General features: G+C 61.4%; 13 protein-coding genes. 11 read left to right on the forward strand and 2 right to left on the reverse strand.

Features of this window, described 5'->3' with window-relative positions; all coding sequences use genetic code 11:
• Positions 1-41: 41 nt before the first annotated feature.
• Positions 42-1,229 (reverse strand): delta-9 fatty acid desaturase DesA, encoded by a 1,188-nt coding sequence (gene desA, locus D8779_RS06210; protein WP_136663570.1) that lies wholly within the window; start codon positions 1,227-1,229, stop codon positions 42-44.
• A 168-nt stretch (positions 1,230-1,397) separates the two neighbouring features.
• On the opposite strand from desA, the gene D8779_RS20540 reads away from it, so the two are divergent.
• From D8779_RS20540 to D8779_RS06255, 10 genes are all read left to right on the forward strand, one after another.
• On the forward strand, positions 1,398-1,565 hold the full coding sequence (locus D8779_RS20540; protein WP_167492532.1) for a hypothetical protein: 168 nt from the start codon (positions 1,398-1,400) through the stop codon (positions 1,563-1,565).
• Positions 1,566-1,595: 30 nt separating this feature from the next.
• Positions 1,596-2,729, forward strand: coding sequence for an HDOD domain-containing protein (locus D8779_RS06215; protein ID WP_136663571.1), 1,134 nt, complete (start codon positions 1,596-1,598; stop codon positions 2,727-2,729).
• A 40-nt stretch (positions 2,730-2,769) separates the two neighbouring features.
• Positions 2,770-7,227: a PAS domain S-box protein gene (locus D8779_RS06220; protein ID WP_136663572.1), complete on the forward strand. Its 4,458-nt coding sequence runs from the start codon at positions 2,770-2,772 to the stop codon at positions 7,225-7,227.
• Entirely contained in the window at positions 7,224-9,179 is a 1,956-nt protein-coding gene (locus tag D8779_RS06225; RefSeq protein WP_136663573.1) for an ATP-binding protein, read from the forward strand. Before D8779_RS06220 ends, D8779_RS06225 begins: the two co-directional genes overlap by 4 nt.
• A complete protein-coding gene (locus D8779_RS06230) occupies positions 9,176-12,067 on the forward strand; it encodes a CHASE domain-containing protein (RefSeq protein WP_136663574.1) in 2,892 nt (963 codons plus the stop codon). Before D8779_RS06225 ends, D8779_RS06230 begins: the two co-directional genes overlap by 4 nt.
• Positions 12,060-12,446 carry a response regulator gene (locus D8779_RS06235; RefSeq protein WP_136663575.1) on the forward strand — a complete coding sequence of 129 codons (387 nt, stop codon included), beginning with the start codon at positions 12,060-12,062 and terminating at the stop codon, positions 12,444-12,446. Before D8779_RS06230 ends, D8779_RS06235 begins: the two co-directional genes overlap by 8 nt.
• The gene (locus D8779_RS06240) at positions 12,439-14,091 is read left to right on the forward strand and encodes a diguanylate cyclase (RefSeq protein WP_136663576.1); all 1,653 of its coding nucleotides are present in this window, start codon (positions 12,439-12,441) and stop codon (positions 14,089-14,091) included. The genes D8779_RS06235 and D8779_RS06240 overlap by 8 nt, the downstream gene beginning before the upstream one ends.
• Positions 14,092-14,248: 157 nt before the next feature.
• On the forward strand, positions 14,249-15,538 hold the full coding sequence (locus D8779_RS06245) for an NAD(P)/FAD-dependent oxidoreductase (protein ID WP_136663577.1): 1,290 nt from the start codon (positions 14,249-14,251) through the stop codon (positions 15,536-15,538).
• Between the two features lie 72 nt (positions 15,539-15,610).
• Positions 15,611-16,168, forward strand: a complete 558-nt coding sequence (locus tag D8779_RS06250; RefSeq protein ID WP_136663578.1) for a helix-turn-helix domain-containing protein — start codon at positions 15,611-15,613, stop codon at positions 16,166-16,168.
• Between the two features lie 169 nt (positions 16,169-16,337).
• The gene (locus tag D8779_RS06255) at positions 16,338-17,684 is read left to right on the forward strand and encodes a glutamine synthetase family protein (RefSeq protein ID WP_136663579.1); all 1,347 of its coding nucleotides are present in this window, start codon (positions 16,338-16,340) and stop codon (positions 17,682-17,684) included.
• A 144-nt stretch (positions 17,685-17,828) separates the two neighbouring features.
• Here the strand turns inward: D8779_RS06255 and chrA are convergent, their stop codons facing one another.
• Positions 17,829-19,172 carry a chromate efflux transporter gene (gene chrA / locus D8779_RS06260; RefSeq protein WP_136663580.1) on the reverse strand — a complete coding sequence of 448 codons (1,344 nt, stop codon included), beginning with the start codon at positions 19,170-19,172 and terminating at the stop codon, positions 17,829-17,831.
• Positions 19,173-19,313: 141 nt separating this feature from the next.
• On the opposite strand from chrA, the gene pbpG reads away from it, so the two are divergent.
• Positions 19,314-20,219, forward strand: coding sequence for a D-alanyl-D-alanine endopeptidase (pbpG, locus tag D8779_RS06265; RefSeq protein WP_136663581.1), 906 nt, complete (start codon positions 19,314-19,316; stop codon positions 20,217-20,219).
• Positions 20,220-20,265 lie beyond the last annotated feature (46 nt).

Genomic DNA, 20,265 nt, shown 5'->3' on the forward strand with positions numbered 1-20,265 from the left:
AAGCCCGCCAAATAGGCGGGCTCTTATGACAAGGCGAACAGTTACATAGTTGCAGCCGGCCGCAGCGAATAGGTTTTCAACTGCTCGGCAAATTCACGCAACGACTGGATGCCACTGGCCTCGGCGTCACTGACCCAATGCTTGATGGCTTCCAGCATGTCGTGGCCATTGCTGCTGGTTTTGACCCAGATCTGCTGCAAGGCCAAGCGTTTTTCGTAGATCACTTTGAGCGCCTGACTTTGCTCCAGCATGCGCTGAATGCGTGCGTGGTGGCCTTCATCGAGCAGGCTCGGTTCACGCGACAGCAAGCGCTTGGCACGGTGGAAGTGATGGCGCACTGAGGCATCGGCCTTGGCCAGCTCTTGCTGCACCAGCGGCGCAATCACCAATTTGCGGTACTGCGCCATGATCTGGAAACGGTTGTTGAGGATCGCCATGGCGGTGTCCATGTCCAGACTGCGCTTGCCCTCAACTCGGTGGGCGATGGGCGCAACCCGCTGCACTTTGGCCAATCCACAAGCACTGAACAATTGAATCCAGGCCCAGCCCATGTCGAACTCCCACTTCTTCACCGACAGCTTGGCTGAGTTCGGGTAGGTGTGGTGGTTGTTATGCAGCTCTTCACCGCCAATCAAGATGCCCCAGGGCACTAGGTTAGTCGCCGCATCACGGCACTCGAAGTTGCGGTAGCCGACCGCGTGACCAAGGCCATTGATCACGCCCGCCGCCCATACCGGAATCCACATCATCTGGATCGCCCAGACGGTCATACCGAGCACACCGAACAGGGCCAGGTCGATCGCGCCCATGATGACGATACCGCCCACCGGAAAGCGCGAGTAAAGGTTACGTTCCAGCCAATCATCTGGACAATTCTTGCCGTAGATACGCAGGGTTTCCGGGTTTTGCGCTTCTTCGCGGTACAGCTCGGCACCGGTCAGCAGCACAGTACGCAGGCCTTTGACCACCGGGCTGTGTGGGTCATCGATGGTTTCGCATTTAGCGTGGTGTTTACGGTGGATGGCCGTCCACTCACGGGTGTTCTGCGCCGTGGTTAACCACAGCCAGAAACGGAAGAAATGCTTAAGCGCCGGGTTCAGCTCAAGCGCGCGGTGCGCTGAGTAGCGGTGCAGATAGACCGTGACGCTGACGATGGTCACGTGCGTCATCAGCAGCGTGACTGCGATCAACTGCCAGACCGACAGGTCAAGTAAACCGTTGTACCACATGGATCGTGTGCCTCGTGCAGAAGGAAGGACGCCGCTGATTTTTAGCACACGCCGAGAGCCATTATCCCTGACCCGGGTCAGAAAACCAGTTGGTCTTTCGCATAAGAATGCCGTGTGCTTAGCAGCATCTATACTGCCGGTCTTAGGCAAGGGACTGACCCTAACCCCATGAATACTCCGCAACACGCTTGGCGCCTGGGCTGCCGCTGTCGGCTGACTACGGCCTTGAACCGCTTGGTGGGTACCTACCCGCCGGCGGCGACCGTGCTCATGACCATTATTTCGGGCATGCTCAACCGACAAAACCCGAACAACGGGGCAGCCCATGAGCGCTAAGCGTCGCGACGACGGACTAAGGCATAACACATGCGTGTAATGATTCTTGAGGATGACAGCTGGATCGCCGACCTGCTCAAGCAGATCGTTCTCAGCCTGCGCCCCAGCTGCCAAGTGGTATGCCTGGACAACATCGGCGCCGCGCTGCACGAATGGCAGCAACGCCCGGTCGACATGGTTATATCCGACTGGAACCTGCCGGATGGCCCTGGCACGCGCTTGCTCGAACAGGTTCGCCGCGACAACAGCAGCACCCCGCTGGTGGTGATCACCGGCCGTTCGGACCGCGCCAGCGTGCTGGCAGTCCGCGCGTTGAAGATCAACGCCTTTATCAGTAAACCGTTCCAGGCGGCGCATGTGGCCACCAGCCTGGAGGCCTTGTTGCCGCCAGACATGGATGAGCAACAACCACTGCCTGAGACCACGCAGGACGACTTACTTACGCACTTGCACAGTCTGCCCAGTAGCGAACTGCAACTCCCCCTCAAGGCGCATGTACGCGATCGTCTGGTGCAGAGTTTCAAAGGCGAGCCCATTGATCTACGTGAGCTGGCCAGCGAATGGCAGCAAGACCCTGCGCTGAGTGCGCGCCTGCTCAGCGTAGCCAATAGCAGCGCTTACAACGCAGCCGGTAAGCCTTGCTCTAACTTGCTCGAAGCCCTGCAAAAGCTGGGGGCGAACAACAGCCTCAACTTGGCCATGAGCCTGGCGCTGCGCCAATCCAGCGCATTGGAAAACCCGATCCTGAGCCTATTTGCCCAGGCCCACCTGGACAGCACTGAGCAATTGATCGAGCGCAGCACCAACCTTGCCCGCCAATGCGCCATTGACCCGGCGCCGTTCCATTGCGCGGCCCTGCTGCACCGCATGGGCGAACTGTGCGTGCTGTACCAAGCACAGGTGTGGCAAGACAGCGGCCAGAGTTTCAGCGAAGACCAGGTCATGCAGGCCATTGATCAGTTCAGCGGCCCCTTCGCCATCAGCATCAAGGCGCAATGGCAATTGCCGATGCACCTGCGCGAACTGATCGGCGCGTGCTACAACCTGCCGAGCCATAACGTCAAACGCGAAAATATCCTGATGCGTCTAGCGGCCTGCGAACTCGACACAGAACCCGACGATCCGGAATGTGCACGCTTGCGGCGGCTGGCGGGGCTGGCTTGAGCGCCCATGTTGCTGCGCCCAACTGTAATGGGGCTGACTGATGGCTAAACCGCTCAAGGCCACGGCGATTCACTGGATAGTGGGGCTCGGCAGCCTGGGGCTGGCGGTTTTCTTTAGCGTGCTCGGCAACGTTGCCCTAAAACAGCAGGACACCTTCTGGAACCTGCAAATCACCAAACAGCATGAGCTGCAAAGCCTGACCCTGCGCAACAGCCAGCAGCAGCTGCAACAGCAAGCACAATTGCTGGCCGAAACCATCGCCGCCGACGCCTGGCTGGTCGAGCTGGTGCGCCAGGCCTACGTACAGCGCAGCAGCGAGCAGGCCGATGAGCTGAGCCTGACGGCTATACGCAACCAGTTGTTCACCCGCCTGGCGCCGCGCTGGCGCAACTTGCAAGGCATGCGTCCGTTCGCCCTGTATGTGCACCTGGCGCCGACAGCCGAAGTGCTATTGCGGGTACATGAACCCCAGTGGTTTGCCGACTTTCCCGCTGCGCAACGGCCTATGCTGCTCGACAGCCTGGGCCAATCCTCACCTACCGCAGGCCTGGCAGCCAATGGCCAGAACCTGAGCATGCGCGCCATTGTGCCGCTGTACGTGGAAAGCGCAGAGGGCCGCCTTAATGTCGGTGCGCTGGAGGTCAGTCTTGACGTGCTGAGCAACTTGCAACAACTGGACAACGAGCTGGGTGCCGGGGTTGCCTTACTGCTCAAGCAGCTGACACAGGGCCCAGGCCGCGGCGGTGAGGCGCTACGTGCCACTGTAGAGGGCCATGAGTATTGGCAACTGGCAGGCTTTTCCCAAGTGCAGGTGCAGCATTGGCACGCGCAGCACCAGCTGCCGGCTCCCGAAGCCGGTGACACCTTTAAGCTGCTCGATGATCAAGGCCGCACCTTCCTGCTCAATCAAGTGCGCCTGAGTGGCTACTCACCCGGCGCAAACGGCACCGACAGCCCCGTGCTGGCGCTGACGTGGCGTGATATCAGCGACCTCTACAGCCTTCACCAACAAGACCAGCGCTGGCTGGTAGGCAAATGGTTGCTAGCCTGGCTCGCTGCCGAAGCGCTGCTGCTCCTGCTGCTGCAGGCCACGCAACACAGCAGCCAACGCGTCATGCGGCGCCATAACGCTGAGCTGCAGGATAAGCAGCAACAAACTGAAGAGTCGCGTCAGCTGCTAGGGCTGATCGCCGAGGCGCAAGCGGCCTATATCAACCGGCATAACCAGCGCGAAGCCTTCGAGTCACTGCTCGGGCGAATCCTCGACGTCAGTGCCAGCCAGTTCGGCTTTATCGGTGAAATTTTACAAGACGATGCCGGTGCGCCCTTTCTGCGCACCTTTGCCATTAGCAACATCGCTTGGGATGCAGAAACCCGCGCGTTCTATGATACCCACGCAGCTCAGGGCCTGGAGTTTCGCAGCCTCGACAGCCTGTTCGGCCAGGTTATTCGCAGCGGTGAGGCGTTGATCACTAACGACCCGGCCAACCACCCCAAGCGCGCCGGCTTGCCGCCCGGGCATCCGCCGTTAAAAGCCTTTGCTGGCCTGCCGATTCACGCCAACGGCGAGCTGCTCGGCATGCTCGGCCTGGCCAATCGCGAAGGCGGGTACAACGCCGACTTTGCCACCCAGTTGCAGCCCCTACTGATTACCCTGGGCCAGCTGTTTGACGCGCTACGCCGTGACAGCCAACGCGAACTGGCCCAGCAACGCTGGCAACGCCAGCAGGCCGCCCTGCGCGCACTCAACGAAATCGCCGCGCTACCTAGGTTAAGTACCAAAGAGCAGCTGCGTCAGGCCCTGCAACTGGGGGCAGAGTTCTATGGCATGCCGATCGGCATCATCAGCCAGATCGACGCGCAAACCTATCGGGTGATGGTCAACGTTTCACCGCCCGGCAGCCTAGAGGACGACCAGTGTTTTGCCCTGGGCGACACCTACTGCAGCATTGCCATGCACAGCAATGATGTACTGACCATCGCGGCCATGGGAGAGAGTGAATATGCCGCGCACCCTTGCTACCCGCTATTCGCCCTGGAAAGCTACATCGGCACCAGTGTCTGGGTCGCCGGCCAACGCTTCGGCACCCTGTGTTATGCCGCCAGTGAGGCCCGCAGCACCGCGTTCGATGATGCGGATGAAGAGTTCATGCGGCTGTTCGCCCGCTGGGTCGGCGCCACGCTGGAACGCCTGCAGCACGAAGAGCAAACCCGTGAGGCGCGGCGTTTCCTGCAAGCGGTGCTCGATTCGGCCACGGGGGTGAGCATCATTACTACCGACACCGAGGGCCTGATTACCTTATTCAACACCGGAGCAGAACGCCTGCTGGGCTACCGCAGCGACGAAGTGATCGGCCAGCACAGCCCGGCGCTGTTCCACCTAGCGGAGGAAACTCAAGCCCGCAGCGCCCAACTCAGCTTCGAGGAAGGCTGTGAGATCAAGAATTTTGAAGCACTCACCTGGATACCGGCCAAGGGCGAACCGGAAACCCGGCAGTGGACCTATGTGCGCAAGAACGGCGAACCGCGCATCGTCAACCTGACTGTCAGCGCCATGCGTGACAACCACAACAACATCAGTGGCTACCTGGGTATCGCCAGTGACATCAATGAACTGCAACAGGCCACGCGCGCACTGCAGAAGAGCGAGAGTCGCTTCCGTGGCCTGGTGGCCAACCTGCCAGGCGCGGTATACCGCTGCCGCAGTGATGCGGATTGGACCATGAGCTACCTGAGCGATGAGATTGAGCTGTTGTGTGGCTACCCCGCGCACGAGTTCATCAACAATCGCGTGCGCAGCTTCTCCAGCGTGGTGCACCCCGACGATCTGCCGATCACCTTCCGCGCGGTGGCCGCCATCGAACGCCAGGAATCTTTTGAACTGACCTACCGTCTGCTGCACGCCAATGGTCACAGCGTCTGGGTGCGGGAAAAAGGCCGCGGTGAATACGACAACCACGGCAAGCTGCAGTGGATTTCCGGGTTTATCTGGGACATCAGCGACCGCAAGGCCGTCGAAGACCAGTTACAACTCAGTCAACAGCGCTTCAGCAACGCCTTCAGCATTGCGCCCCAGGGCATGGCCCTGGTGTCACTGCAGGGCGAGTGGATGGAAGTTAACGACCAGCTCTGCGACATGCTCGGCTACAGCCGCGAACAACTGCTCAGCAGCACCTTCCAACAGATCACCCACCCCGACGATCTGGATGCAGACCTGCAGCACATCGAAGAATTGCTCGCCGGAGAGATCAATACCTACCAGATGGAAAAACGCTACCTGGACAGCCAAGGCCGCATCATCTGGGTCTTACTCAGTGTGGCGCTGGTACGCAACCGCGATAACCAACCCGTGCACTTCGTCTCACAGATTCAAGATTTCAGTGAACGCATTGCCAGTGAAATGGCCGTGCGCGAGCGCGAGGACTACCTGCGTACGCTGCTCGACAACGTGCTCGACGCCATCATCACCGTCGATCAACAGGGCTATATCGAAACCTTTAATCGCGCCGCCGAGCACATTTTCGGCTACAGCCATCTAGAAGTTTCCGGGCACCGCGCCACCCTGCTACTGCCGGAACCGCAGCGCTCGATGCGCGCCCGCTACCTCAGCCACTTCCTGAAAACCGGCATTCAAAAAATGCTCGGCAAAGAGGTTGAGCTCACCGCCATGCGCAGCAATGGCGAATCCTTCACCATCGAATTGGCCGTCTCGCAGATCAGTTACCAGGGCGAGCGACGCTTTATTGCGGTGATCCGCGATATCGAGGAACGCAAACGGACCGAGCGAATGAAGAATGAATTCGTCTCCACCGTCAGCCATGAACTGCGCACCCCATTGACCGCCATCTCAGGCTCCCTCGGTCTGATCAATGGCGGCGCACTGGGTGAGGTGCCAGCGGGCATGCAACACATGCTGCAGATCGCGCAGGACAACAGTCAGCGTCTCAACCTGTTGATCAACGACCTGCTCGACATGGAAAAACTGGTGGCCGGCAAGATGTTCTTCGAACTGCAGGATGAGGCGCTGCAGCCGCTGCTCGAGAAGGCCATCTTAGAAAATCAGCCCTACGGCGACCGCCACCACGTTCAACTTGAGCTGCACGGCCCTGCGACCCCAGCGCGCGTGCGGGTCGACAAACTGCGCCTGGCCCAAGTGCTGGCCAACCTGCTGTCCAATGCGGCGAAGTTCTCACCCCGAGGCCAACGTGTGGACGTTCGCGTGCAGCAACACGACGACGCGTACGTACGCGTCAGCGTGACTGACCACGGCCCCGGTGTACCGGAAAACTTCCAACCGCGAATATTCAGCAAATTCTCCCAGGCCGACGCCACTGATACTCGGCAAACAGGCGGCACCGGCCTGGGCCTGGCAATCAGCAAAGAAATCATCGAGCGCATGGACGGGAAGATCGGCTTTGACTCGATTGAGGGCCGGGGCAGCACCTTCTGGTTCGACCTTCCCATCAGCGTCGCCACAACACAGGAAGCCAGCCTATGAATAGGCGTCCGGGTCACCCTCTAACCCCGCATAATGAATCCAGTCGCCTGGCGGCCCTGTTGGACTTCGAGGTGCTGGATACGCCCGCCGAGCAGATGTTCGACACCATCACAGCACTGGCCGCGCAGATATGCGGCACGCCCATCGCGCTGATCTCGCTGATCGACGCCGAACGCCAGTGGTTCAAGAGCCGGGTCGGTCTGGATGCCAGCGAAACGCCGCGAGAAATAGCCTTTTGTGCCCATGCGATCAACGGCGATCGCCTGTTCGAGGTGGACAACACCCTGCTGGACCCGCGCTTTTGCGCTAACCCGTTGGTCACCGGCGACCCGGATATTCGCTTCTACGCCGGTATGCCCCTGAGCGATGGTCAGGGCCACAACCTGGGCACCCTGTGCGTGATCGACCGTCAGCCACGCCATCTAAATGACGAGCAACGCCACGCCCTGCGCCTGCTGGCCGAGCAGACTGTGCAACTGTTCGAGCTACGCCTGCAAGCCCGTCGCCAGCGCGAGCAAGCCGCCCTGCACAAGGCCATGTTCCGCAGCGCCGGCACCGCCGTGCTGGTCACCGACCTGGACGGGTTGATCCAACAAACTAGCCCCGGCGTGGCCACCCTGCTCGGCTATAACCCCGAGCAATTGCAGGGCCAGCCTTTGGAGCTGCTACTGGCTCAGAACAGCGATCAACTGCCCGATGATCCGCAGCGCCCACAACTAGCAACATTGGCAGGCCAAGGCCAGGTGCATGAGGTGCAGTTACGCCACAGCAACGGTCAAAGCGTGCCGGTGCTGCTGACCCTGGCCCCGATCAGCCTGGAAGCTCAAGCTCCTATGGGTTACCTGTGCATCGCCCATGACCTGAGCGACCGCGAAGAAGCCCTGCAACGTCTGCACAAAGTAGCGGCCCACCTACCCGGCATGGTCTATCAATTTATCCAGCGCGCCGATGGCAGCAGCTACTTCCCCTATGCCAGCCGAGGCATCGAGATAATCTATGGCCTGACGCCGGAAGCGGTCAGCCAGGATGCAGCGCCGGCATTCGCCCTGATTCACCCCGATGATTTGCAGGTAGTGACCGAGAGCGTCGCCCTGTCGGCGGTCTCCCTGCAGCCCTGGTACCGCGAGTACCGCGTGTTGCACCCACAACGAGGGCTCATCTGGGTCGAGGGCCGCTCCACGCCACAGCTCTTGGACAATGGTGCAATCATCTGGCACGGCTTTATCAACGATATCAGCGAACGCAAGCATATGGAGCGGCTAAAGAGTGAGTTCGTCTCGACCATCAGCCATGAACTGCGCACCCCGTTGACCGCAATCGCCGGCTCCCTTGGCCTGGTCAATGGCGGCGCGCTGGGCCAGGTGCCTCAGGCCATGGCCGAAATGCTGCACATCGCCGAGCTGAACAGCCAGCGCCTGCGCCAGCTGATTGATGACTTGCTCGATATGGACAAGCTGATTGCCGGCAAGATGGACTTCAACCTGCAGCTGCTGGAACTCGACACCCTACTGACCGAATGCAGCACCAGCCACCAAAGCTTTGCCCAGCATCACGGTGTGCAACTGCTGCAGGTGCCCGGGCCGCCCCTGCAGATCGTGGCCGACTCTTTCCGCCTGCAGCAGGTGCTGAGCAACCTGCTGTCCAACGCCCTGAAATTTTCCCCGGCCCAGGGCGTGGTGCGCCTGTTCAGCCAGCTGCACGGCAATTGCGTACGTATCCAGGTCAGCGACCAGGGGCCCGGCATACCAGCGGACTTTGCCGGGCGCATGTTCGAGAAGTTCTCCCAGGCCGATGCCAGCGACCGTCGACAGAAGGGCGGTACCGGCCTTGGCCTGGCCATCAGCAAAGAGCTGATCGAACATATGGGCGGACGCATCGGCTTCGATTCAGCACCCGGCCAGGGCAGTACCTTCTGGATCGAACTGCCTCTCGACGCGGCAGCTGAGGCATGAAACGCATCATTAAACCGCTGCAGGCCCGACCACGATTGCTGCCCCTGCTGGTACTGCTGTGCAGCTGCATTGCCACCCTGTTTGCCTGGTACAGTCTGCGCCAGAGCCAACAGGCTGCCGCCGAGCTGCATTTCCAGCAGCTCAGCGTGGAGGTACTCGAAGCCATCGAAAAGCGTATGGGCAACCACCAGCAGATCCTGCTCGGCGGCGCCAGCTTGTTCGAGGCCAGTGAGGCGGTCAGCCGCGAGGAGTGGCAGCGCTATATCCAGCGCCTGGAGTTGAGCAGCAACTATCCCGGCATTCAGGGTGTGGGTTACAGCCAGGTGATCCGCGCCCACCAGCTGGCCGAGTTCGAGGCAGCGCGCCGCGCCGAGGGCTTCCTCAACTTCGCCGTACGCCCGCCAGGCCCTCGCGAGCTGTACACCTCAATTCTCTATCTGGAGCCGTTTAGCGGACGTAACCTGGCCGCCTTTGGCTATGACATGTTTTCCGAGCCGGTGCGCCAGGCCGCCATGCTCAAGGCTGCACGCAGCGGCCAGGCCCAACTTAGCGGCAGAGTCACCCTGGTTCAGGAGACACACGGCCCAGTGCAGGCCGGGCTACTGATGTATGTGCCCATCTATGAGCCCGGCAGCCCGCTGCGCAGCGAGCAGGAGCGGCTGCAAGCCTTACAGGGCTTTGTCTACAGTCCCTATCGGGTCAACGACCTGATGAGCGGCATACTCGATGGCCGCGAGCTGGAGCTCGACTTCGCCCTGTTCGCCGGCCCCCAGCTCGACCCCGAGCAGCGCCTGTACCTCAGCCACCCACGCCTGGAGCAAACCGAAGCGCCCCCTAGCCAGGCCCAGCTTCAGCTCTTCGGCCAGACCTGGACTGCGGCCTTCTATGCCCAGCCTGGCTACTACGCCAGCTTTCAGCAGGGTCAAAGCAGCCTGCTGATTCTCGGCGGCGCCATCAGCCTGCTGTTGTTCTTCCTCGCCCGCACCCTGGCCATCGGGCAGCAACAAGCCCTGGCTCTCGCCCATGACATGACGGCTCAACTGCGCGCACAGCAAGACGAGCTGCGCCGCAGTGATGCGCGTCTGAATCGGGTACTGCAGGGTGGCCATGACGGCTGGTGGGATCTGGATATGACCCGCCGCAGCTTCTTCGCCTCGGCCCGCGCCTGGCAGATGCTCGGCTACCCCGACGAAGGACCGCAACCGCCCCTGGGCAGCTTGCAACAGCTTGTGCACCCCGATGACCTGCGCGCCTTGCAGCACCAGCTGCAACCGCCACCCGGCCAGCAGGAGCACCACCTGAACCATGAGTGCCGCCTCTTGCGCCAAGACGGCCAGAGCCTGACGGTGTTGCTGCGCGCCCTGGTGCAGTGCACCAGCGAGGGTCAGGTACTGCGGATCAGCGGCACAGCCATGGACCTCACCGAGCAAAAGCGCATCGAGCAGTTGAAGAATGATTTTGTCTCCACCGTCAGCCACGAACTGCGCACCCCGCTGACCTCCATCGCAGGCTCCCTGGGCCTGATTAACGGCGGCGCCTTTGGCGCGGTACCCGAGGCCATGCGGCCGATGCTGAAGATTGCTCAGCAGAACAGTCAGCGCCTCGGCCATCTGATCAACGACCTACTGGATATGGACAAGCTCGCAGCAGGCAAGCTCAACTTCGAGCTGGGCAGGCTTGACCTCGAAGAACAGCTGCACGAAAGCCTGCAGGCTAACCAGTCCTATGCCAATCAGCATGAGGTTGAATTGATTCTGGATACCACCCTCCCCGCCACCATTCGCGCCGACGCCATGCGCCTGCAGCAAGTGCTGGCCAACTTCCTTTCCAACGCCATCAAGTTCTCCTGCCCAGGCAGCCAGGTGCATCTGCACAGCACCTTGCGTAATGGCCGAGTGAGGATCAGCGTCAGCGACCAGGGGCGCGGAATACCCGAGCATTTTCGTGGCCATATTTTCCAAAAGTTCTCCCAGGCCGAGAGCGGTGACCAGCGGCAGAAAGGCGGCAGCGGCCTGGGCCTGGCCATCAGTAAGGAACTGATCGAGCGCATGGGGGGCCAGGTCGGTTTCGATTCCAAAGAAGGCCAAGGCAGCACCTTCTGGTTTGAGCTGCCCGTGCTGGCCGACAACCTGCCAGCGCTCAGCCGGCAACAACCGAGCATTCTGGTAGTAGAGGACGAGGAGGACATCTCCCACCTGCTGCAGCTGCTACTGCAGCGCGCCGGTTATCGGGTGCTACAGGCCCATAGCCTGGCCCAGGCGCGCCAGTTGCTGGCCAGCGAAGTCATTGCCGCCATTACCCTGGATCTGCGTTTGCCCGATGGCAACGGCCTGCAGCTGATCAAAGAACTGCGTCAAGATCCGGCCTGCCAAGGGCTGCCCATTCTGGTGATCTCCGCCGCCAGCGAGCAGGGACGCCTGACCCTGCAAGGCGGCCTGCAGGGCATCGACTGGCTGGACAAACCTATTGACCCGCGACGCCTGCTCACTAGCCTGCACCAGTCACTCAAGGGCCTGACGGACAGACCCCGAGTGCTGCATGTTGAGGATGATGCTGATCTGCAGCGGGTGATCGCCGAGCAGGGCCGCCCACTGGCCGATTTCATTGCTGCGTCTAACTTGGCCGAAGCCCGCAACCATCTGGCCGCAGGCGGTCTAGACTTGGTGTTGCTGGATATTGAACTGCCCGATGGCAACGGCTTGGAGCTGATCGAGGAGATTCATCGCCTGTATCCCGGCTTGCCGGTGGTGATATTGTCTGCCGCAGAACTGTCCACCGAACAACTCAATCGGGTCGAGGCAGCCCTGGCCAAATCTCGCACCGATACACAGCACTTCCTCGACGTACTGGCCCGCCTGCTGCCAACCAAGGAGAGTCACCATGCCTGAACTCAAGCGCATCCTGCATGTGGAGGACGACCCTTCGATCCAGGCTGTGGCCAAAGTTGCCCTAGAAGCCGTGGGTGGCTTTCAGGTACTCAGCTGCTCATCCGGACAAGACGCGCTGGATCAATTGCAGGGCTTTGCCCCGGACTTTATCCTGCTGGATGTGATGATGCCGGACATGGATGGCCCACAAACCCTGGCGCGCATCGCTCGGCTGATCGATATCAACCTCGTGCCGGTCGCCTTTATGACCGCCAAAGTGCAGCCCGCAGAAATCGCTCATTACCGCAGCCTCGGCGCTCGCGACGTGATCATAAAACCCTTCGACCCCATGCAGCTGGCCGCACAAGTGCGCAAAATCTGGAGCCAGGCCCATGAGTGAAGGCAAGAGCGCGGCCGATGAGCTGCAACAACACCTGCAACGGCTGAGTAATGCCTTTGCCTTGCGTTTGCAGGAAGAGCTGCCGGCGCTGGGGCAGGACGCCGAGCGCCTGCTGCATGCCGCCGAGCAGCACGAACAGTTGCAACACCTGCAAAGCCTGCGTGACCAGTTACACAAACTCGCCGGGGCCGCCGGCACCTTCGGTTTCAGCAGCCTCGGCCAACGCGCTCGCGAATTGGAGCAAGAGGCCGATCAATGGCTGCAAACCCTGCAGCAAGAACAGCAAAGCCTGCAGGATTTCATTGGCAACCTGCAGCAACTCGCCACCCAGCAGTACCAGGCCGAAAGCACCCAGGCGCCCGCTACCCAAGCCGCCAAAGCCCCTCGCCCCAGCAGCAATGCCCGGCGCATCTACATCCTCGAAGATCAACTGGCGATTGGCGAGAACATGCGCCTAACGCTAAACAACTTCGGCTACCAGGCCGAGCACTTCACCCGCATCGTCGACCTCGACGCGGCACTGCAACAGCAACTGCCGGACGCACTGATCGTCGACGTTAATTTGCCCGACGAAGAACTTACCGGCCTGGCATATGCCGCCAGCCTGCAACAGCGCTTGGACGAACCCCTGCCGCTGCTGGTGATCACCACCCAGAACGACTTCGCCACCCACCTGGAAGCGGTGCGGGTCGGAGCCATGGGCTTCTTCACCAAACCGGTGGATATCCCCCAGCTGGAGAACCGTCTGGAGCGCTGTTTTTCCCAACAACAGGGTGAACCCTACCGGGTATTGATCATCGACGATGACCGCGAACTGGCCAGCCGCTTCAGCCTGATCCTGCGCGGGGCCAATATGCTGGTGGAAATGCTCCACGAGCCCGCCGATATCTTCGAATGCATGCGTGACTTCAACCCCGAAGTGGTACTGCTGGATGTCAGCATGCCGGATTGCACCGGCCCGGAGCTGGCACAGATCATCCGCATGAACGACGAATGGCTGCGCGTGCCGATCATTTATCTGTCCGCGGAAACCGATATCGGCCGACAGATGAACGCGTTGATCAAGGCCGGTGACGACTTCGTCACCAAACCAATCTCCGACAATGCCTTGGTCGCCGCCGTCTTCTCCCGCGCCCAACGTGCACGTCTGCTGAGCAACGCCCTGTCGCGCGACAGCCTGACCGGCCTACTCAAACACGCCGACATCAAGGAGCAGGCAGCGGTCGAGCTGGAGCGCGCCCAACGCAGCGGCAAACCCGCCAGCGTGGCCATGCTCGATATCGACTTCTTCAAGAAGGTTAACGACAGTTACGGCCATGCCGCCGGTGACAATGTTATCCGTGCCCTGGCCAACCTGCTGCGCCAGCGTTTGCGCCGCATTGATAGCCTGGGCCGTTACGGCGGCGAAGAATTTCTGGTGGTATTGCCGGACTGCCCAGCAGATCAGGCAAAACGAATTCTCGATGAAATTCGTCAACGTTTCGCTGAATTGAACTTCATCGCCAGCGGCAGTGAGTTTTCAGTCACCCTGAGCGCCGGCATCGCCTCCACCGCAGACGCCCCCACCAGCTCAGGTGATTTCTTGGAGAAGGCCGACCGCGCGCTCTACGCCGCCAAACATGGCGGTCGTAATCAAGTGCGTTAGACCCGCCCGCTATGGCTGCAGCAGAGCACGATGCTTACGCCTTGAGGTCAGCTAAACCTATTACCTGGGCGGTTAATAGGCGTCGCCGCTTGGTTTTGTGAAATTTATAGCGTAGATTTTCATGAAATTATCTAAATAGAATTTCATGAGGCGCGCCATGTTCAAGCAATCCGCCCAGCACATCAGCACCTACTACGCCGGCACCTACCCAGGGCAGATCCCCCTGCGCCCGCGCCTGCAGGAGCCGCTGCAATGCGACGTGCTGATTATCGGTGGCGGCTTCAGCGGCCTGCACAGCGCGCTGCGCCTGGCGCTGGCCGGCAAGAAGGTGGTCGTGCTGGAGGCCAGCCGCCTGGCCTGGGCGGCCTCCGGACGCAACGGCGGCCAGGCACTGCCGGGCTGGTCTTGCGACATGCCGCCGTTCGAGAAAGCCCTCGGCCTGGAGCGCGCCCGTCGCCTGTGGGACAGCATGGTCTGGGCCGCCGAGGAGATGTGCGAGCTGCCCAAGCGTCACAACTTCGACATCGACTACCGCACCGGCGCCATCTACACCGCCGTGCTGCCGCGCCGGGTCAAACAGTTGCAAGAGAGCCTCGAAGAAGCCGAGCAGAAATACGGCTATTCGCAGCTGAGCTTTATCCCTAAAGAACAGCTGCCGGAGTGGATCGCCAGCCCACGCTATCTGGCTGCCCTGCACGACGCTGGTGCTGCTCACCTCAACCCGCTGAAACTGGCCCAGGGTTTGGCAGCGGCCATCGAAGCGGCTGGCGGGCAGGTTTTCGAGCAGAGCAAGGCGCTGGAATACCGCGAAAGCACAGACGGCTATGTCGCGCGCACCGAGCACGGCGAAGTGCGCAGCGACGTATTGATACTGGCCTGCAACGCCTATATCGACCGCCTCGACCCGCAGTTGGCGAAGCGCCTGCTGCCGGTCGGTTCTTACCAAGTCGCCACCGCGCCGCTCGACCCCGAACTGGCGCGCTCGCTGTTCCCCCGTGGCACCTGCGCCATCGACAACCAGTTCGTACCCGACTACTTCCGCGTCACCCCGGACAACCGCCTGCTGTTCGGCGGCGGCTGCACTTACCTGGGCGGCATCCCCAAGGATGTGCCGGCAGCCACCCGGCCATATCTGGAGCGAGTGTTCCCGCAACTGCGCGGCGTGCAGATCGACTACGGCTGGGGCGGGCATATCGACTGCACCATGCACCGTACCCCAGATGTCGGCCGCAGCGGGCAGAAGTACTGGCTGCAGGGTTTCTCCGGTCACGGCATCCTGCCGACTCTGGCCGCCGCCCGCGCCGTCAGCGACGCGATTCTCGGCGACACCAGCCTACTCGACCTCTATCAAGGCCTGCACAACCCGCGCTTCCCCGGCGGCGACTTGCTGGCGGCGCCTATCGAAGCCGTCGGCAAAGCCTGGTATCGACTGCGCGATGTGATTTGATCCCGTAGCCCGGATGCAATCCGGGACCACCCTCCCCGGATTACATCCGGGCTACGCCATAAGGAACACACGATGGACATGCAGGAAGAAGTCGAAGGTCTGGCGATCCTGATACGCGATCTGCGTAAGCATAAGAACCTCACCCTGGGTGAGCTGGCTACGCGCATCGACCGTTCGGTGGGCTTTCTCTCCCAGGTCGAGCGCGGCCTGTCGCGGCCTACCGTGGCGGACCTCACCGCCATCAGTGAAACCCTCGGCGTGCCGACCACCTATTTTTATAGCCTGAGCAAGCCGCGCGCCGTGCCCTGGGTGACCCGCCCAGATGAGCGCCGCACCCTCTACTACGCCGGCGGCATCACCGACGTGTTGGTCTCCCCCAGCATCGCGGCCGGGTTCTCCATGCTCGAAAGCTTTCTGCAACCGGGCGCAAGCAGCGGCGAAGGGCACTTGAATGACAGCGACGAGCAAGGCGGCTTTGTCCTCGAAGGCGAACTGACGATCTGGTACGGCGACGCCGCCGAGCCGGTCACCCTCGGCCCGAATGACAGCTTCCAGCTGCCGCCGCATGCGCAGTTCCGCTACGCCAACCTGACCGATTCCCCCACACGAGTCCTCTGGGTCTTCAACTGAAATTCAGCCAAAACCTACTGCGCTCGGCCAGGCTGCGTTGAAAGCAGGCTCGGACTGCTCATTTACTATTTGTAAACTCCGCGTCCTCGCCTGCTTTCGCCTTGCCTGACCTTCGCTCGTGACGGTTTTGATCTGAATTTTTAAGTATCTATGAAAGCAAGAGCAAAACATGAACACAGCATTTCCCGACCTGCTTAGCGAAGTCCGCGCCTTTCGCGCGGCTCACCCAGACGTGCGTTATGTCGACCTGATCAGCCTGGATATACCCGGCCACTTCTACGGCAAGCGCTACCCCCTCGACATGCTGGAGAAAGTGGCCGCCGGCGGCCCGCTGAAAATCCCGCAGAACTGTGTGCTGCTGGGCGTTCAGGGTGGCCTGCACCCGATTGGCGACTATTGCTTCAACGACGGTGACCCAGACGCACCGCGCCGTCTGATCCCCGGCACGCTGAAGCCAATGCGTTGGGAGAATCAGCCTTTGGGGCAGATGCTGATCAGCTCGGATGGTACCGAGGCGCCGATCGAATTCGAGCCGCGCGAGGTGTTGGCCGGCGTACTCAAGCGTCTGGCCGCGCGGGGTATTCGCCCGGTGGTGGCCTTCGAGCTGGAGTTCTACTTGTTCGACCGCAAGCTGCAAGACGGCCTGCCGCAGTTCCCCCGCGACCCGCTGTGCGGCGATGAAGATGACCAGCCGAATATGCACATCGAGCGCCTGTCACGCTTCTCCGATGTGCTGCATGAGATCGTCGACGCCGCCAATGAACAGGGCGTGGACGCCAACGTGATCACCGCCGAACTCGGCCCCGGCCAGTTCGAGATCAACTTCGGCCACTGCGACGATGGCCTGCGCGCCGCCGACTGGGCCGCCCTGTTCTGCCGCAGCACCCGTGGCGTCGCACTCAAGCACGGCCAGCGCGCCAGCTTTATGAGCAAGCCCTACCTGCACGCGCCCGGCAGCGGCATGCATGTGCATGTCAGCCTGTATGACGACAATGGCCACAACCTGCTGGCCGCCGACGAGCAGCGCCCACTGCGCCATGCTGTCGCTGGCTGCCTGGAATTACTGCCGCACTGCATGCCGATCTTTGCCGCTAACCACAATGCCTTCCGCCGCTATGGCGCCATGGTCAACGCCGCCAGCCGCGCCAGTTGGGGCTATGAAGATCGCGATGCGTGCATCCGTATTCCCGAATCAGACGGCAAGAACCTGCGCATCGAGCACCGCTTGGCCGGCGCCGACGCCAATCCTTATCTGGTTTTGGCGGCCATTCTCACCGGCATGGAGCATGGTCTGGATGCCGGTAAAGAGCCGATCACCCCGCTCAACGAAGATCGCAGCAGTGGCATCGACTTCCCCCAAGACATGCTCAGCGCCGTCAGCGCCATGCGCGACCACCCTGTGGTCAACCAGGGCTTGGGCAGCGAGTTCGTGATGGTCTATTGCGAGAACAAGCGCCAGGACCATCTGGCCTTTATGCAGGAAGTCAGTGCGCGGGAATATCGCTGGTTTCTCTAGCGGACAGCACAGCCATGTCGTAGCCCGGATAAGCCCTGGCGCAATCCGGGAACTGCCCCGGATTACGCTGGAGCTTATCCGGGCTACAGGCTGTCAGACCGCGATTGTGCCGCGTGCCCATTGCCTCAGCAGCGGACGCGCGACTCAACGCAACAGATACACCGCCAGCCCCGCCAAGGCCGATACCAGCAGCACTTCCATCACCCCACGCTTAAAGCGCAACAAGGCTAGCGCCGCAGCCGCTGCGATTAACGCCGAAGGCCAATCAAAGCTGCCTGCAAAGCCCTGCGGCCAGAGCACGTGGTAGGCAAAGAACAGCGCCAGATTAAGGATCACCCCCACCACTGCCGCGGTAATCGCCGTCAGCGGCGCGGTGAATTTCAGCTCGCCGTGAGTCGACTCCACCAGCGGCCCGCCGGCAAGGATGAATAGAAAGGACGGCAGAAAGGTAAACCAGGTAACCAGCGCCGCCGCGACCGCGCCGCTGACAAAGCCCGAGTCGCCGCCGAACACTGGCTGCAGGTACGCGCCGACAAAGGCGACAAACGCGACCACCATAATCAGCGGCCCCGGCGTGGTTTCGCCCAAGGCCAGGCCATCGATCATCTGCGTCGGCGTCAGCCAGCCGTAATGGCCGATGGCGCCCTGATACACGTAGGGCAACACCGCATAGGCGCCGCCGAAGGTCAGTAAGGCTGCCTTGGTAAAGAACCAGGCCATCTGCGTCAACGTGCCATCCCAGCCGTAAAGCGCCGTCAGCAGGCCCATCGGCAGCAACCAGAGCAGCGCGCCGACCAGCAGTAACAACGCTAAGCGCGACGCACGAAAACGCGTGTGCGCCAGCGGTGGGCTGTCGTCATCAATCAACGCCGCCCCATACGACTTATCCGACGCCGCATGCCCGCCGCCCAGGCTGAACTGCTGCGGCAGCAAGCGACCACCGAGGTAGCCGAGCAGCGCTGCGCCGATCACGATCAACGGGAACGGCACATTAAAGGCAAAAATGGCGACAAAAGACGCGCCGGCAATGCCCCACAGCCAGTTGTTCTTCAGTGCCCGCGAGCCAATGCGCCAGGCCGCCTGCATGACGATGGCGGTAACCGCCGGTTTGATTCCGTAGAAAATCCCCGCCACCAGCGGCACATCGCCATAGGCGATATACAGCCAGGACAAACCAATCAGGATAAATAGCGACGGCAGCACGAACAGCACCCCGGCCAGCACTCCGCCCCAGGTGCGGTGCAGCAGCCAGCCAATATAGGTGGCCAGCTGCTGCGCTTCCGGCCCTGGCAGCAGCATGCAATAGTTCAGCGCATGCAGAAAACGCCGCTCGGATAGCCAGCGGCGCTTCTCCACCAATTCCTGATGCATGATCGCAATCTGCCCGGCCGGACCGCCAAAGCTGATCAGGCCGAGCTTGAGCCAGAACCAGAACGCTTCGCGCAGGCTCACCGCTGGCGGCGCAGTGGATGTAGCTGATTCGGACATGGGGCAACTCGCAGCCATAAAAGCGGTCGCACTATAGCGCGCCTTGATGACAATTTAAGCCTGCTGCGCTCAAGCTCAGACGCGGATTTCCGTATACTTGGCAGCGCTACGCCCTCCTTCAACCTGCCCGTGAAGCCCTCTGTGAAAATCCGCCACTCGATAGTAAGCCTGCTGCTGATCTGCAGTTGCGTTGTAGTTGCATCGAACACCCAAGCCGCCGCCCCCAAGCAACAGGAGCTGGCGGCCGGAAGCGCCCTGCTGGTCGACCTGCAGACCAATCAAGTGCTTTTCGAGCGCAACGCCGACAGCGTGGTGCCCATTGCCTCGGTAACCAAGTTGATGACCGCCATGGTCACCCTGGATGCCAAGCTGCCGCTGGATCAGATACTGCCGATCATGATTCGCGACACCCAAGAAATGCGCGGGGTGTTCTCCCGCGTACGGGTAGGCAGTGAACTGAGCCGCCGCGACATGCTGCTGCTGGCCCTGATGGCCTCGGAAAACCGCGCCGCAGCCAGCCTGGCGCACCACTACCCGGGTGGCCACGCGGCCTTTGTCGCGGCGATGAATGCCAAGGCCCGCGCCCTGGGCATGAAGAGCTCGCGCTTTGTCGAGCCCACCGGGTTGTCAGAGCACAACGTCTCCAGCGCCCGCGACCTGGTGCTGATGCTCAAGGCCGCCCGGCAGTACCCGCTGATCAGCCAATTCAGCACCACCTCGGAAAAGACCCAGGCATTCCGCAAACCCAACTACACCTTGGGCTTTCGCAACACCAATAACCTGGTGCGCAAACCCGGCTGGAGCGTGCAACTGAGCAAAACCGGTTACACCGGCGAAGCCGGCCGCTGCCTGGTGATGAATACCGTGATGAATAACCGCCCAGTGGCGTTCGTGGTGCTGGATGCTTTCGGCAAATACACCCACATGGCCGACGCCAACCGCCTCAAGCGCTGGCTGGAAACGGGCAAAGTCACCGCCGTGCCGCCCGCCGCCATCAGCTACCGCCAGCAGAAACTGGCGCAACGCCAGGCCCAGGCCGCGCAGTAAACAAAAAGGCCCGCAACAGGTGCGGGCCTTTTTGCTATCAGCGCGC

The organism is Pseudomonas leptonychotis, assembly GCF_004920405.1.
Taxonomy (GTDB): Bacteria; Pseudomonadota; Gammaproteobacteria; order Pseudomonadales; family Pseudomonadaceae; genus Aquipseudomonas; species Aquipseudomonas leptonychotis.